The 15,166-nt window shown below is 63.7% G+C and carries 12 protein-coding genes; 3 read left to right on the forward strand and 9 right to left on the reverse strand.

The window, feature by feature from the left end; translation table 11 throughout:
- Positions 1-23 precede the first annotated feature (23 nt).
- Together NTV05_15480 and NTV05_15485 are read right to left on the reverse strand one after the other, a co-directional pair.
- Entirely contained in the window at positions 24-2,363 is a 2,340-nt protein-coding gene (locus tag NTV05_15480) for a phosphoketolase family protein (GenBank protein MCX6545800.1), read from the reverse strand.
- 42 nt (positions 2,364-2,405) lie between these two features.
- A complete protein-coding gene (locus tag NTV05_15485) occupies positions 2,406-3,608 on the reverse strand; it encodes an acetate/propionate family kinase (GenBank protein MCX6545801.1) in 1,203 nt (400 codons plus the stop codon).
- Between the two features lie 385 nt (positions 3,609-3,993).
- On the opposite strand from NTV05_15485, the gene NTV05_15490 reads away from it, so the two are divergent.
- Together NTV05_15490 and NTV05_15495 are read left to right on the forward strand one after the other, a co-directional pair.
- Positions 3,994-6,336 carry a heavy metal translocating P-type ATPase gene (locus NTV05_15490; protein ID MCX6545802.1) on the forward strand — a complete coding sequence of 781 codons (2,343 nt, stop codon included), beginning with the start codon at positions 3,994-3,996 and terminating at the stop codon, positions 6,334-6,336.
- Positions 6,337-6,661: 325 nt separating this feature from the next.
- Complete coding sequence (locus NTV05_15495) at positions 6,662-7,336, forward strand: Crp/Fnr family transcriptional regulator (protein MCX6545803.1); 675 nt, start codon at positions 6,662-6,664, stop codon at positions 7,334-7,336.
- Positions 7,337-7,468: 132 nt separating this feature from the next.
- Here the strand turns inward: NTV05_15495 and NTV05_15500 are convergent, their stop codons facing one another.
- Positions 7,469-8,938, reverse strand: a complete 1,470-nt coding sequence (locus tag NTV05_15500) for a DUF3943 domain-containing protein (protein ID MCX6545804.1) — start codon at positions 8,936-8,938, stop codon at positions 7,469-7,471.
- 80 nt (positions 8,939-9,018) lie between these two features.
- Complete coding sequence (locus NTV05_15505) at positions 9,019-9,159, reverse strand: hypothetical protein (GenBank protein MCX6545805.1); 141 nt, start codon at positions 9,157-9,159, stop codon at positions 9,019-9,021.
- Between the two features lie 149 nt (positions 9,160-9,308).
- Between NTV05_15505 and NTV05_15510 the strand changes: the two genes are divergently transcribed.
- A complete protein-coding gene (locus NTV05_15510; protein MCX6545806.1) occupies positions 9,309-9,764 on the forward strand; it encodes a TraR/DksA C4-type zinc finger protein in 456 nt (151 codons plus the stop codon).
- A 96-nt stretch (positions 9,765-9,860) separates the two neighbouring features.
- Here the strand turns inward: NTV05_15510 and NTV05_15515 are convergent, their stop codons facing one another.
- From NTV05_15515 to NTV05_15535, 5 genes are all read right to left on the reverse strand, one after another.
- A complete protein-coding gene (locus NTV05_15515; protein ID MCX6545807.1) occupies positions 9,861-10,013 on the reverse strand; it encodes a DUF3309 domain-containing protein in 153 nt (50 codons plus the stop codon).
- Positions 10,014-10,079: 66 nt separating this feature from the next.
- The gene (locus tag NTV05_15520; protein ID MCX6545808.1) at positions 10,080-10,445 is read right to left on the reverse strand and encodes a YtxH domain-containing protein; all 366 of its coding nucleotides are present in this window, start codon (positions 10,443-10,445) and stop codon (positions 10,080-10,082) included.
- Positions 10,446-10,509: 64 nt separating this feature from the next.
- Positions 10,510-10,932 (reverse strand): BON domain-containing protein, encoded by a 423-nt coding sequence (locus tag NTV05_15525; GenBank protein MCX6545809.1) that lies wholly within the window; start codon positions 10,930-10,932, stop codon positions 10,510-10,512.
- A 230-nt stretch (positions 10,933-11,162) separates the two neighbouring features.
- Positions 11,163-13,796 (reverse strand): magnesium-translocating P-type ATPase, encoded by a 2,634-nt coding sequence (gene mgtA / locus NTV05_15530; GenBank protein ID MCX6545810.1) that lies wholly within the window; start codon positions 13,794-13,796, stop codon positions 11,163-11,165.
- 101 nt (positions 13,797-13,897) lie between these two features.
- Entirely contained in the window at positions 13,898-14,974 is a 1,077-nt protein-coding gene (locus NTV05_15535; protein ID MCX6545811.1) for a hypothetical protein, read from the reverse strand.
- Between the last annotated feature and the right edge of the window lie 192 nt (positions 14,975-15,166).

Consider the following 15,166-nt stretch of genomic DNA (forward strand, 5'->3'; position numbering starts at 1 on the left):
GCGCCGGGACGGCCGCATCAACGTCAACCTGCTTCCTGCGTGATGTCCCACTTCCAGTTCCGAATCTCCGGCAGATCCTCGCCGTATGTGTTGATGTGTGCCTTGTGCTCGACTAGCTTGTCCTTGAGTTGCTGCTTCAGACAGAGCCCCCGGTTACCGGTCTGCGGCAGGCGGTCGATGGTATCCATCACAAGGTGGAAGCGGTCCAGATCGTTCAACACCGTCATGTCGAAGGCGGTGGTGATCGTTCCTTCTTCCTTGTAGCCGCGGACGTGGATGTTGTCGTGGTTGGTGCGGCGGTAGGTCAGCCGGTGGATCAGCGACGGGTAGGCATGGAAGGCGAAGATGACCGGCTTGTCCCTCGTGAAGATCTCGTCAAAATCCCTGTCGCTCAATCCGTGCGGGTGCTCTGTTTGCGGCTGCAGCTTCATGAGGTCGACGACGTTGACCACCCGGATTCTCACATCGGGCAGATGCTGCCTCAGGATGGAGACTGCCGCGAGCGTCTCCAGCGTCGGCACGTCGCCACAACAGGCCATCACCACGTCGGGCGCCACGCCCTGGTCGTTGCCGGCCCACGGCCAGACGCCGATGCCTGCGGTGCAGTGCGCGACGGCGGCGTCCATTGCCAGCCACTGCGGCGCCGGGTGTTTGCCCGCGATGACGACGTTGACGTAGTGGCGGCTGCGCAGGCAATGATCCATCACCGACAGCAGGCAATTCGCGTCCGGCGGCAGATACACGCGCACGATTTCGGCCTTCTTGTTCATGACCACGTCGATGAAGCCGGGATCCTGATGTGTGAAGCCGTTGTGATCCTGGCGCCAGACATGCGAGGCCAGCAGGTAGTTGAGCGAGGCGATCTTCGGTCGCCACGGCAGGCGCGACGTCACCTTGAGCCACTTGGCGTGCTGATTAAACATCGAGTCGACGATATGGATGAACGCCTCGTAGCAGTTGAAGAGCCCGTGCCGCCCGGTGAGGAGGTAGCCCTCGAGCCAGCCCTCGCATTGGTGCTCGCTGAGCATTTCCATCACGCGCCCGGTGGGAGCAAGGAACTCGTCGTTCGGCACCATCGCGGCGCCCCATTGGCGGTTGGTGACTTCAAAGAGGGCTTCGAGGCCGTTGGAGAGCGTCTCGTCAGGGCCAAAGACCCGGAAGTTCCGCTGTTCACTGTTCAGCTTCGCCACGTCGCGCAGGAACCGGCCGAGCACATGCGTGTCGCCGATGCCGCGCACTCCCGGCGAGAGCACGTCGACTGCGTAGTCGCGAAAGTCCGGCATCCGCAGATCACGGAGCAGCCTGCCGCCGTTGGCGTGCGGATTCGCGCCCATGCGTCGATCGCGTGTGGGCGCAAGTTCCGCCAGTTCCGGCTTCAGGCGGCCCTGCTCATCGAAGAGCTCCTGCGGCCGGTAGCCCCTCAGCCAGTCTTCCAACTGCTTGAGGTGCTCGGGATGCGTGGCCGGATCGGAGAGCGGCACCTGATGTGATCGGAAGGTGCCTTCAACCTTCAGGCCATCGACCATCTTCGGTCCCGTCCAGCCCTTCGGTGAGTCAAGAACGATCATCGGCCAGCGCGGACGCGTGATGTTGCCGCGGACGCGGGCGTCCTGCTGGATCTGTATGATCTGCTCCACCGCCGTATCGAGCGTCGTGGCCATGGCCTCATGCATCCGCGCCGGATCGTGGCCCTCGACAAACAGCGGCGTCCATCCGTAGCCGAGAAGCAACTGTTTCAGTTCCTCGCGGGTGATGCGGGCGAGGAGGGTCGGGTTGGAAATCTTGTAGCCGTTGAGATGCAGGATCGGCAGCACCGCGCCGTCGGTGGCCGGATTGAGAAACTTGTTCGAATGCCACGCCGTGGCGAGCGGTCCGGTTTCCGCCTCGCCATCGCCGACGACGCAGGCGACGACGAGATCGGGATTGTCGAACACCGCCCCAAACGCATGGCTGAGCGAATAGCCGAGCTCACCACCCTCATGGATCGAGCCCGGGCACTCCGGCGAAGCGTGGCTGGGGATGCCTCCGGGAAATGAGAACTGAACGAACAGCTTCCGCAGCCCCGCCTCGTCCTGGCTGATGCCGGGGTAGATCTCGCTGTACGTGCCCTCGAGGTACGTGTTGCTCACAACCGCCGGGCCTCCGTGCCCGGGGCCGGAGACGTAGATCATGTTGAGGTTGTACTTCTTGATGACCCGGTTCAAGTGCACATAAATGAAGTTCTGCCCCGGGGTCGTGCCCCAGTGTCCCAGCAGCATGTGCTTGACATCCGCAAGCGTGAGCGGTCGCTTCAGCAGCGGATTGTCGCACAGGTACATCTGGCCGACCGACAGATAGTTGGCGGCGCGCCAGTAGGCATCCATCCGATAGAGCAGTTCCGGCGCGAGTGTGCGGGTGGTCACGGCTTACCTCTTCCGTGTGGAGCCCAGCTTGAGGACGCGGGTGACGGACTTCGCAATCATCAGTTCCTCGTCGGTGCGGATGACGCGCACGGTGACGCGACCGGCGTCCCGTGAAATCAGCGGCGCATTCTCCGCATTGCGCTTCCGGTGCAGTTCGATGCCAAGAAAGCCGAGTCCGTCGCAGATCCGCTCCCGGATGGGCGGTGCGTGCTCGCCGATGCCTCCCGCGAAAACGAGCGTGTCCAATCCGCCGAGCGCCGCGGCGAAGGAACCGATCCACTTCTTCGCCTGATAACAGAAGAGCGCCACGGCGTCCGCCGCCCGCGCGTCGACGGCTTCGTCGGCGAGCAGGTCGCGCAGGTCGGAACTCGTCCCCGATACTCCGAGCAGACCGGATTCGTGGTTCACCATCTGCTGAAAGCGCCCCGCGGTCATGTGGTCGGCGTGTGCGAGGTAGTACAACAGGCCTGGATCGAGGTCTCCCGTGCGTGTGCTCATCACCAGTCCGGCCGTGGGCGTAAAGCCCATGCTGGTCTCGATGCTCTTGCCGTGGCGCACGGCGGCGAGGCTGGCGCCATTGCCGAGATGCGCGAGGATCACGCGGCCCTTCGTGGCCGCGGGATCAAGGCGGCCGAGTTCTTCCATCAAGTACGCGTAGGACAGGCCGTGGAAGCCGTAACGCTCGACGCCCCTGGCCTGGTAGCGCCGCGGGATTGGCAGCAACCTGGCGACCCGCGGCATCGAGCGGTGAAACGCCGTATCGAAGCATGCCACCTGGGGCAGCGTCGGATACCGCCGCAGGCACGCTTCGATCATCGCGATCTCGCGTGGCAGATGTTCCGGGGCATAGGGCGAGATCCGGCGCAGTTCCGCGAGCAATCTCGGCGTGACCCGCTCCGGTTCGGCGTGCTTCATGCCGTGCACCACGCGGTGTCCCGCAGCATTGACCGACGCGAAGATCGGCTGGGCCTCAAGCCAATCGAACAGGAAACCCACCGCAGTGCGGTGGTCGGCGGCGGCAAGGCGGCGGGGAACCGGCGGTGTCCCCGTCGCATTGTTGACGATGAGGTTCGTGCCGCTCAATCCGATGCGATCGATCTTCCCATCAAGCAGCCGCCGCGGTGTGTCGCCTGCTTCGTACACCGCGAACCGAATGGTCGACGAGCCGCCGTTGATCGTCAGGACGCAGGGCAACGCCACGTGCATGGGGTCAGGCCCACGAGGAATCATCGCCTGAGGCCGAGGCACCTAGTGCTTCATGCCGCCCATCTGTTTCATCATGGGGCACATCGCCATGGAGTCCTTGCCGGCCTGCATATGCTCCATCATGTTGAATGTCATCGGTATTCTCCTTCGATGGATCATCGGTCCAATCACGGTGGCGGGCGTGTTCAATACCGCACAGCCTCACAGAAGCTCCCGGACGCAGAACGCACGCTCCGGTGCCGAATGGTCTGCGGTGCTTCTGCGGCTTCTGCTCACACTCACAGGACGAGTCACCTCGAAGGAGGCCACATCCGGTGAAGTTCTTGCAATTGCACCGTGAACTGGGACCAGATTGGCGTGTAAGCTCTTCTTGAGGGCCACACGGATGAACACCGCTCACGCTCGCGCGACGACCACAGAAACGATTCTCAAGGACCCCGTCTGCGGCATGACGGTCTCGCCGGACTCGCCGCACCGTATCGATCATCACGGACGCACCTTTGTTTTCTGCTGCCGGGGCTGTCTCGCCAAGTTCACGGCGAATCCGGATCAGTACGTGGATGTCACGACGACGAAGCCGGCCGAGCCTCTCGCGAGCCGCCGTGGCGCTGGGGAATACACCTGCCCGATGCATCCGGAGATCGTCAAAGACGCGCCCGGGCCTTGCCCGATTTGCGGCATGGCGCTCGAACCGCGAACGCCGTCTGGCAGCGCCGAGGAAGAGGGCGGGGAACTGGTTGACATGACCCGTCGCTTCCGGGTGAGCGTCTTCCTGACCCTGCCGCTGCTGGTTGCGGCGATGGGCGAGCACATTCCCGGGCAACCTCTGGAGCACCTGGTCTCGCCACGGATGCTCAGTTGGCTGGAACTGCTGCTTGCAACACCGGTGGTGTTCTGGGGCGGCTGGCCGTTCTTTGTTCGCGCCTGGCAATCGCTGGTGACCAGGCACTTGAACATGTTCACCCTGATTGGGCTGGGTGTGGGCGTGGCGTACGGGTACAGCCTTGTCGCGACGCTGCTGCCGTCGATCTTCCCGGCGGCCGTCCGCGCTGCCGACGGAACCGTTGCTGTCTACTTCGAGGCTGCAGCGGTCATCGTCTCTCTGGTGTTGCTCGGCCAGGTTCTCGAGCTCAGGGCCCGCCATCAGACAGGCGCCGCCATCCGCGCCCTGCTCGGCCTCGCGCCGAAGACGGCCCGCCGCCTGAAAGATGACGGCAGCGAAGTCGACGTGCCACTGGCAGAGGTCACCGTTGGCGATCGGCTGCGCGTACGTCCTGGCGAGAAGGTTCCGGTCGATGGGGTCGTGTTGACAGGCATCAGTTCGGTGGACGAGTCCATGGTGACGGGCGAGCCAATCCCGGTCGAAAAGCGGGAGGGAGATTCTCTGATAGGGGGAACGATCAACAGCACGGGCGCGCTCGTCATGCGGGCCGACAAGGTGGGAAGCGAAACGCTGCTGGCTCGCATCGTTCAAATGGTCGCCGACGCTCAGCGGAGCCGCGCGCCGATCCAGAGGCTTGCCGATGTGGTGGCCGGCTATTTCGTTCCGGTCGTCGTGCTGTCAGCGATCGTCACATTTGCGGCCTGGGCCGTGGTCGGACCGGACCCGCGCCTCGCGCATGCGCTCATCGCCGCGGTGGCCGTCCTGATCATCGCGTGCCCGTGCGCGCTCGGATTGGCGACCCCCATGTCGATCATGGTGGCGACCGGCAAGGGCGCCACAACCGGCGTGCTGTTCAGGAATGCAGAAGCCATCGAGGTCATGAGGAAGGTCGACACGCTGGTCGTGGACAAGACCGGAACGTTGACCGAAGGGAAACCCAAGCTGGTCACGGTTGAGTCGGTGGACGGCTCGGACTCATCTCTCCTGCTCACGGCGGCGGCGTCGCTCGAGCGCGGGAGCGAACACCCTCTGGCTGCGGCCATCGTTGCCGGCGCCGAGACCCGCCATCTCCAACTCGTCGACGCCGATCATTTTGAATCGCGCACCGGCAAAGGCGTTTCAGGCCGGGTTGGTGGACAGGATGTCGCCCTGGGCAATCTGGCGCTGTTGAGCGACATGAAACTCGAACCGGGCGCCCTCGGGCCTCGCGCCGAAGGTCTCCGGGCTGACGGCCAGACGATCATGTTCGTCGTGATGAGCGGCAGGGTCGCCGGGCTGGTGGGAGTCGCCGATCCCATCAAGGAGACGACGCCAGGGGCCATTCGCCAACTGCAGGCCGAGGGCCTTCGCATCGCGATGCTGACAGGGGACAGCCGCACGACAGCCGAGGCCGTGGCTCGCGCACTCGGCATCGACGAAGTGGTGCCGGAGGTGCTTCCGGATCAGAAGGCCGAAGCGATCAAGCGGTTTCAGCGCGAGGGGCGCATTGTCGCGATGGCCGGCGACGGCATCAACGATGCACCGGCCCTGGCCCAGGCCGACGTCGGCATCGCCATGGGAACCGGTACCGACGTCGCGATGGAGAGCGCGGGCGTCACGCTCGTCAGGGGCGACCTCGGCGGCATTATTCGCGCGAGGCGGCTCAGCCGGGCGACCATGCGGAACATCAAGCAGAATCTCTTCTTCGCGTTCGTCTACAACGCGATCGGGGTTCCGGTCGCGGCCGGCGTCCTCTATCCGTTCTTCGGCGTCCTGCTGAGTCCTATTATCGCCGCCGCGGCCATGAGCTTCAGTTCGGTGTCGGTCGTCGCCAACGCGTTGAGGCTCCGGCGCGTCCGACTGTAACGGTCTGGGCTCCCTCGGTCTGGATCTGTTGGTCGGGATGCCGTCATTTTACGGCTTCAGACGATATCCGGGTTATCTGGCAGGTGTCCTCGTTCCGGTGCGCCAGGGGCGGCCAGCTCGAGAAGGACGAACGGGGTGGACGCGGCTGGCCGGGGGAATTGCCCTCCCCCCCCGTCATGCTAAAATACCCCTCGGTGATTTGGACGGTTTGAACAGATCGGTTCCTCGGTGAGGCTGCGTGGGCTTATTCAGGGCGGTTCTGGCAAGAAACAGCGCCGGGCGTTCTGGGAAATGGGGACGAAGGGCTGAGTGCCGGGAGCGTTAGATGGTCAAGCATCAAACTCGCGTCAATCCGCCGAAGCAACGACCATTCGACATCCGTGCGTTCCTCGAGTCGGGAGGCGTCGCCGGGAAGGTCGTCACTCGTCAGAGCGGCGACGTGGTCTACTCGCAGGGCGAACCCTGCGACAGCGTCTTCTATATTCAGAAAGGCACGGTGAAGCTCGGGGTCCTCTCCCACGAAGGCAAGGAAGCCATTGTGGCGATGGCGGGGCCGGCGGATTTCTTTGGTGAAGGGGCCCTGGCGGGACAGGTCCTCCGGATGGCGACCGCGACTGCCACAAGTGTGAGTTCGCTCCTCGTCGTCGAGAAGCAGAAGATGCTCCGGCTGCTTCACGACCAGCACGAGCTCTCGGATCGGTTCCTGGCCTATGTCCTGTCGCGCAACATTCGCGTCGAGGCCGATCTTGTGGATCAACTGTTCAATTCCAGCGAGCGACGGCTGGCCCGGACGCTGCTCCTGCTCGCCCGCTATGGCAAGCAGGACGCCCCGCATCGGGTATTGCCCAAGATCTCGCAGGAGATGCTCGCGGAAATGGTCGGCACGACCCGCTCGCGCGTGAACTTCTTCATGAACAAGTTCAGGAAGCTCGGTTTCATCGAATACAACGGCGGACTCAAGGTCAACGACTCCCTGCTGAGCATCGTGCTGCACGACTGACGCGACGCGACTTTTCGGCGGGGTCCCCGACGCTTCTGCCGTGGTGGGGCCCCGGGTCCATCCCGGTCATTCCCGCGCCCGCAATGACCCTCATCGCGCGCGACCGCCATGGTTGCGTGGGAGGAGATCGCCTTAGCGCACCGGCGCATCCTTCGGGAGCCACTCGACGGCGCCGAACTTGTGACCGCTGCTGATGTAGCCGTAGAGCAAACTGAACGCCCCAATCGTCTGGTGTCGATCTGGCAGGTTGGGATAATACGCGTCCCGGCGGGATGCGACGTACTTGAGCGTGACCGTGCTGTGGTGGTAGACGCGCACCGTCAACGCCGCGTCCCCGCGGGCGATTTGCTCCGACCCTCGATTTTCGGTGGAGGCTGTGCCGCTGACGTAGTACCCGCGCACCGTCATGTCGAGGTTGGCGATGCCGCCAAACAGCAGGCGGAGCGCGAGGAGCCCCTGTGGTGTGGCGCCGTAGTGGTAGTCGCGTTCGGCACTGCTGCTGTGGCTGACGCCCGCCGCGCCATATCCGAGACTGCCCAGCAGCGTGCCCTGGAACTGCACCGATCGAGCGATCCGCCACGCGCCCGTCGTGCCGAGACCGAGGGCCGTGCTCGACACGCGGAAGATCTGCGGCGTGATGTAGTCGTAGCTGCCGTAGAGGCCCCACACCCCGCGATAGGCATCGCCCACCGCGTAGTCAGTTCCAGCCAGGAGGCCTCGGCTCATGATGTTCTCGAACGCACTGGTGTTGACAGCCGTGAACTGGAAGTCAAAGTAGTCAAACGGGCGCGTATAGCGATAACCGGGCTTCCCAGGGAGCCCGTAGGACATCTGAAAGTCCGCGATGGCCTCCTTGCGTTTGAAAGTCTGCGAGACGCCCTCCTGGGATACCTTCTCGCTCAGGCTCGCGCCGAGCCGCAAACGCGCGAACAGAGCCGGGTCGCGGCTCGGGAGGACCTCGTCGAACCGCTCGCCGCCGGCAAGACGATTGAAGCCGGTGGCCGGAGAGATCAACGCCGCGCCAAGCCCCCGCCAGAACCCGACGTTACCGTTTCCTCTCTCCAGCAACAGGCTCGCCGTCCGGAAGAGCGATTCGCCGAGGAACGTCCCGCCGAAGCCGGTGGTGATCTGGTCGTTATATGAGGGCGGGCCGGTCTCGCCCGCGATCTCCCAGAGCATGCTGCCGGCGAAGGTATAGCCGAGAGCTGTCCAGTAGTTGAGGCCGGCCGATCGCGCGAAGCCGAAGTAGAGCGATCCCTGGTACGGGTGGTAGAACTGATTCATAGCAAACGGATCGGTGTCGACGATCCATTTGTGCGTGGCATTCCTCCGGATCGAAGCAACGCTGATGCCATAGACCACCTTGTCGGTGGTGTAGTAGTTGAACCGATTCAAGAGGGCGTCGAATCCGACAATCTCCAGGGCCGGGACAAGAAAGCTCTTGCGGACCGTCTTTTCCGCCGGCGGCACCGGAGGCGGGGCGATCGTGTCGGCGACGATGGGAGTCGTCTCCGGTGGCACCAGTGACGTCGTCTGCGCTTCGGCGGTACCCGCGGATCCCAGCACGCCAGTCACCATCAGCACGACTGCCAGAATTCTCATTCGGTTCATCCAGGCTCCTCCGACGGGGCACTCGAGCCGTCGCCGACGGGAGCAGCAGCCCCGGTCAGCACCATGCGGGCTCATAGTGCCAGCACCACTTCGAGCGCGACCCTGACGAGCAGCACGATGGGCGCGCCAATCACCAGGATGGCGATCGGGACAGCCAGCGCAACGAGGGTGACCTCGCCAAGAGTCGCCAGGCCATTGAGGAATGTCCGCATGGCGACAGTGTGGCGTACGGCGGCAAGCCGCGCTGTGCCGAACGGAACAGGGTCAAGAGACGTGTCCAATATTGGACAGACAGCCGCCGCAGGAGCGCGCATCCTATTGCAGTTACTCAACCGCGTTTTCAGGAAAGGACGGCCCAGCCATGACGACCACCACGAGAACTGCCGCCGCCGCTCCCCGCCCGAATCAGGCGCGGCACAAGGACCTGCAGGTGATGCTGCAAGACCGGCAGCGCGAGCTGCAAGATGTGCTTCGCTGCCGGGTCCGCGGCGTGCCCTCCGGCGGGGCAGGCGACGGGCTCGACGAAACCGAGCACGCCGAAGCCGACATCCAGGAGCATATCGAGGTCGCCCTGATCCAGATGAAGGGAGAGACGCTCCAGCGGCTTCGCGAGGCGCTGGTTCGGCTGGAGGCCGGTGAGTACGGCTACTGCACCGAATGCGATGGTGAGATCTCGGAAAAGCGGCTGCAGGCGCTCCCGTTTGCCGTGCGCTGCAAGGCCTGCGAAGAGCTGCACGAGCAGCACACCGCCCGGGAGCGGCGGATCAACTCGCCTCAGGGCTTCGCGTTCAGCTTCACTCAACAGGCTCGATCGTGAGCCGGTACGCCCGTTCTTCTTGACGCGCGTTGGCGGGCTGGATCAGCGGCTTGGTGGAGGCCGCTGATCCCAACCCGACCAGTCTTCAGTCAGCTGTCACAGCCGGCCCGTGAGCAGCAGGATCACCAGGATCAACACGACGAGTCCGATGCCGCCGCTTGGGCCGTATCCCCAGTTGCGGCTGTGTGGCCAGGTTGGCAACGCGCCGAGCAGCATCAGTACCGCGATCACGACCAAGATAGTAATCATCGATCTTCTCCTCATTATGACGGTCAGACCGTCACCGCCTGTTGTCTACCCGCGGAGCGTCTTCACCTAACCAACCCTCGGAGTCTTGGCGTCGGCCGCGTAACGCTGAACATCCTGTGCGGCGATCTCGACGTGTTTCGCACCACGTTCGACGTCCCTCGCACCTCGCACAACGGTGTCACACACATCGTCGCGAACCCCCTGCCCCTTGCGGGTGAGTCCGTCGACCGCTCCGGTGGCGCGGATCTTTGCCTCCCGATAACGCTCGGAAACCGCGTCGCCGAGGTTCTTCGCCGAGTCCACAGCCCGCGCCTTGATCTCCGCGGCCGCCCGCGGAGCCAGCCACAGCGCCAGTCCCGCGCCGACGACCCCGCCCATCGCGAGTCCTGCCAGGAATCGAAAGTCGTGAGTCTGTCTATCCTGTCCGTTCATTGTTCGTCCTCCTGCGTATTGACGCTCATATAGGAAGGTCGATCACACATGTGTGATTCAGGCCTCAGTGCACCACCACCAGGTGGTCCAGTACTCGGGTGACGCCGTTTGTGTCTCGCGCGAGCTTGAGCGCCTGGTCGCGCTCAGCGATCGATCGGACGGTGCCGGTCAGCGTGACGACGCCGCCGGCCGTGGAGACGCCAATCGTTCGCGCGCGCACGAGATCGTCCAGCGCCATCTTCGACTTGATCTTCCCGCTCAGGCCGGCCTCCTGGGCGAAGGTTTCCACCTTCCGTGCGGCGCGTACGGCCTGTTCATCAAACTGCTTCAGGCGATCACCGGCGGTTCCGGTGTTGATCGTTCCCGCTGTGGTTGTGGCGCTGCCCCAGCGGCCTGCCATCACGTCAGCGGGAGACCAGAACCCCATCAACCACGCCCCGATTGCGACGACTGCGATCAGCAGGACCAGCCGAAAGATCATCTTCATACCGACCTCCGTTTACAGCCTTCGACGCGATCGTCAGGCAGCCCGCGGTCCTTGACCACACGCCCCGCGTACGGGATGGCGCCCGTTGTAGGCAGCCGTCCATGCCCTCCAGCCACTAGCAGTGTCGTGTATGCGCGCCGATCGCGCTGTCCCGCATTGCACACCTGTCGAGGGTGCACAGGCCGTTGTTCCGGCGACAACCGGCACGGAAGGGATGCCGGGCGCCGTCGTCAGTCCCCGAACCTGCGGATGAACCACGCCTTCACCGCTTGCGTCAGCACGGCGTAGCCCAGCAGCATGATGGCCAGCAGCAGCCAGTACAGGGGAGGGAGCGGGACGAACCCGAGCGTGCTGGCCAGGGGCGAAACCGTCAGCCCGGCGCCAACCGCGACGATGAGCACGGACGTGAGGATGAGCGGCCAACTCGCCCGGCTTTCGATGAACGGGATCTTGTTGGTACGGATGACATGGATGATGAGCGTCTGCGTGAACAACGACTCCACGAACCAGCCCGTGTGGAACAGGGCGGGATTCTGCCAGCAGTCGAAGACGTACAGCATCACGAAAAATGTCGCATAGTCGAAGATTGAGCTGATCGGCCCGATAAATAGAATGAAGCGCAGGATCTTGCTGATGGTCCACTGGCGCGGCTTGGTCAGCCAGTCAGCATCCACCTCGTCGGTCGGGATCGTGGTCTGCGAGAAATCGTACAGGAGGTTGTTGGTCAGCACCTGGATTGGCAGCATGGGCAGAAACGGCAGGAATGCGCTGGCCCCCACGACACTGAACATGTTGCCGAAGTTCGAACTGGCCGCCATCTTGATGTACTTGACGATGTTGCCAAACACCCGCCGGCCTTCGAGCACGCCCTGTTCCAGCACCAGCAGGCTGTTCTCCAGCAGGATGATGTCGGACGATTCCTTGGCGATGTCCACGGCGGTGTCGACCGAGATGCCTACGTCGGCAGCCTTCAGGGCCGGGGCGTCGTTGATGCCATCGCCCATGAACCCGACGGCGTGGCCCTTGCTCTGGAGCGCCCGGATGATGCGTTCCTTGTGTGCCGGGACCAGCCTCGCGAAAACGCTGGCATGGCTGGCGGCGTCGGCCAGTTCCGTCTCGCTCATCGTTTCGACTTGAGAGCCGAGCAGCAGGTGCGCGACCGGCATGCCCACTTCCTTGCAGATGTAGGCCGTGATGATCTCGTTGTCGCCCGTCAGGACCTTGACCTCCACGTTCAGGCGATGAAGCCGGCTCAACGCCTCTGTCGCCGTGTCCTTGGGCGGATCGAGGAAGGCCAGGAAGCCCAGCAGGATCAGATCCGATTCATCCTTGACCGCGTACACGGGATCATCTGACGAGCCCGGCATGTGCTTGTACGCGAGGGCAACGACCCGGAAGCCCTGACTGTTCAGGTCGTCGGCCAACCGTCGGCGTGTGGCGTCGTGCTCGGGCAGAACCTCGATGACCTCCCCTTTGACTTCCACCCGGGTACACACACTCATCACTTCATCCACGGCGCCCTTGCAGATCAGCGTGTTCAACCCGGTTTCGTCTTCCACGACCACTGACATTCGCCGACGGACAAAGTCGAACGGGATCTCGTCGATCTTGCGGTACTTCTCGTCCGCTTTCAGGTGCGCTCTCAGTTCCTCATGGTCGAGGATCGCCTTGTCCAGCAGGTTCTTCAGCCCGGTGTGGTGATAGCTGTTCAGGTAGCCGTAGTGCAGCACCTTCTCGCTGGGATCGCCGTACACGTCCAGGTACTTTTCGAGCACGATCCTGCCCTGGGTGAGGGTGCCCGTCTTGTCGGTGCACAGCACATCCATCGCCCCGAAGTTCTGGATCGAGTTCAGGCGCTTGACGATCACCTTCTTGCGCGCCATGGCCAGCGCGCCTTTCGACAGGTTCACCGTCACGATCATGGGGAGCATCTCGGGCGTGAGCCCGACGGCTACGGCCAGGGCAAACAGGAACGCTTCCATCCAGTTGTGTTTGCTCAGCCCGTTGATGAGGAACACCGCCGGCACCATCACGGCGATAAAGCGGATCATCAGCCAGGTGAACTTGTTGACGCCCGTATCGAAGCTGGTCAGCTGCCGCTGCCCGACAATCCTGGCGGCGAGCGATCCGAAATAGGTGTGGTCCCCGGTATGGATGACCACGGCGGTGGCGGAGCCGCTCTCCACGTTGGAGCCGAGGAAGCAGAGGTTGAACAGATCGAGCGGGTTCTCGATATTGGCTGGTGCCGGGCCAGCCGTTCGCTCCACCGGCACCGCTTCACCGGTGAGGGCCGCCTGATTCAGGAACAGGTCTTTGGCGGATATGACCCGGACGTCTGCCGGGACCATGTCGCCGGCTGCCAGCCGGATGATGTCGCCAGGCACCAGCAGCTTGAGCGCGACTTCCTCTTCCTTGCCGTCCCGCACCAGTGTCGCCGTATTGCTGACCATCGCTCTGAGCGATTCGGCTGCATGATCGGCCCGCATCTCCTGGACGAAACGCAAGACGATGCCCAGCGCCACCATCACCAGAATCACCACCGTCGCCCGCAGGTCACCCGTGAGATACGACAGGGCGGCCAGCGCCAGGAGCAGAAGCACCAGTGGATTCTTGATGTTTCGCAGGAGGCGCATCAGGGCCGTTTGAGGCTTTTCCCGTGCGATCTCATTGGTCCCGAACTGCTTCAAGCGGGAATCGGCTTCGGCCTGGTTCAGCCCGCTTGCCCGGGAGGCAAGCCTCTTCAGAACGGCATCGGCATCGGCGCGTGCCGCTTCCAGCAGTTGGACGGGATCTGGCGCACCGTGTCCTCCGGGGAAGTGACCCGGGCGCGGTGGTGGGGCCAGCGTCATTTCGGGCGCATTCATCGCAGTCGTGCGGCTTCGAGGAGGAGTTCGGAACCCGGGCGCTCGGGTCCACTGGCCTATGTCGTCAGCGGCCGGACGCCCGGTTCAGAACATCACCGAGGCTAGCGAATCGACTGGAAGTTGAGGATGGTCGCCGCGATGGCGCCCAGAATCGTGCCTCTCCCGCTGACATACGTGCCGTACTGATAGCGGCCGCCGTAGCCATCCTGATAGCCGCGACGGAAGCCCTCGCGGAAGTAATAGTTGTAGTCGCCGCGATCGACGTAGAAGCCGTTGTACCCGAAGTTCGCATCCTGATACGCGTAGGCGTTCCGGTAGTTGCCGGCCCAGCGATCCTGCCGGTCTGCCATCCCGGCGCGAAGACCCTGGTCATAGCCGTAGTTCACCGCCTGCCGCAGCAGGTCCACGCCGTACTGATTCGTCTCGTAGTACTGGCCTCCACGAGAGTAACGATACGTTGAGCGCGTGTAGAAGTACGGGTCGGAGCCGTAGTTGTAGTTGCGCTGACTCTGGATACCCACCCGCAGCTGATTGAGGCCCGCCACGTACTGTAGTTGCACGTTGTACTGCGCCGTGCGGTTCGCCCGCTGTAGTTGGACGGCCTGGTCCTGCGCCACGCGCGTCTGCTGATTCAGAACAGCTCCGTACTGCACCAGACGCTGTTGCTGCTGGACAATCAACCTCTGTTGCTCAGGCTGGGCGAGGCGCTGAAACGACCGCGGCTGCTGCGCCACGCGCGTCTGCTGTAGCTGCTGATCCCGCGCAGCCTGCTGCTGCTGCGCCACGCGCGCATTCTGTTGCTGGACCTGCTGCCGTTGGGTCACGCGTGCAGCCTGCTGCTGTTGCGCGACGCGTGCAGCCTGCTGCTGATTCTGCGCCTGCTGCTGATTGCGCGCGGCCTGCTGCTGATTGCGCTGCGCCTGCTGCTGATTGCGCTGCGCCTGCTGCTGCTGTGCCGCCCGAGCCTGCTGTTGATCCTGCGCCTGCTTGTCCTTCGCCTGTTTATCCTTCGCCTGCTGGGCGCGCTTATTCGCCTCCTGCTGCTTCTTGTCCTTCTGGTCCTGCTGCTGTTGCTGACCCCGCTGTGGCTGGGCGTTGAGCGCGACGCCCAATCCCAACAGTGCGACTGCGCCGATTCCCACCGCCCCGACCATCCGATTCAAGACATTGCCTCTCATTGCCCACCTCTTTTCAAACTCTGTATCACTCGCCGGCAACCCCGTCCACCAAGCCGCCTCACCTACGTGACCGGGCGCGCCCCTGACTCGACGCTCATCTTCCCGTCGTGCCTGCTCATCCAGCCGCCCCGCACCGTTCGGGTTGACGCGCGACTCGTACCAACCACGATAGGGCAATCGCTGATACGCGTA

Source organism: Acidobacteriota bacterium, from assembly GCA_026393755.1.
Lineage (GTDB): Bacteria > Acidobacteriota > Vicinamibacteria > Vicinamibacterales > JAKQTR01 > JBAXOX01.

What these genes read in the sequence shown, in the direction of transcription:
- NTV05_15495 (MCX6545803.1), top strand. Translation starts at nt 6,662, where the DNA reads ATGGTCAAGCATCAAACTCGCGTCAATCCGCCGAAGCAACGACCATTC.
- NTV05_15510 (MCX6545806.1), top strand. Translation starts at nt 9,309, where the DNA reads ATGACGACCACCACGAGAACTGCCGCCGCCGCTCCCCGCCCGAATCAG.
- NTV05_15485 (MCX6545801.1), bottom strand. Translation starts at nt 3,608, where the DNA reads ATGCACGTGGCGTTGCCCTGCGTCCTGACGATCAACGGCGGCTCGTCG.
- NTV05_15490 (MCX6545802.1), top strand. Translation starts at nt 3,994, where the DNA reads ATGAACACCGCTCACGCTCGCGCGACGACCACAGAAACGATTCTCAAG.
- NTV05_15505 (MCX6545805.1), bottom strand. Translation starts at nt 9,159, where the DNA reads ATGCGGACATTCCTCAATGGCCTGGCGACTCTTGGCGAGGTCACCCTC.
- NTV05_15525 (MCX6545809.1), bottom strand. Translation starts at nt 10,932, where the DNA reads ATGAAGATGATCTTTCGGCTGGTCCTGCTGATCGCAGTCGTCGCAATC.
- NTV05_15500 (MCX6545804.1), bottom strand. Translation starts at nt 8,938, where the DNA reads ATGAGAATTCTGGCAGTCGTGCTGATGGTGACTGGCGTGCTGGGATCC.
- NTV05_15480 (MCX6545800.1), bottom strand. Translation starts at nt 2,363, where the DNA reads ATGGATGCCTACTGGCGCGCCGCCAACTATCTGTCGGTCGGCCAGATG.
- NTV05_15520 (MCX6545808.1), bottom strand. Translation starts at nt 10,445, where the DNA reads ATGAACGGACAGGATAGACAGACTCACGACTTTCGATTCCTGGCAGGA.
- mgtA (MCX6545810.1), bottom strand. Translation starts at nt 13,796, where the DNA reads ATGAATGCGCCCGAAATGACGCTGGCCCCACCACCGCGCCCGGGTCAC.
- NTV05_15515 (MCX6545807.1), bottom strand. Translation starts at nt 10,013, where the DNA reads ATGATTACTATCTTGGTCGTGATCGCGGTACTGATGCTGCTCGGCGCG.
- NTV05_15535 (MCX6545811.1), bottom strand. Translation starts at nt 14,974, where the DNA reads ATGAGAGGCAATGTCTTGAATCGGATGGTCGGGGCGGTGGGAATCGGC.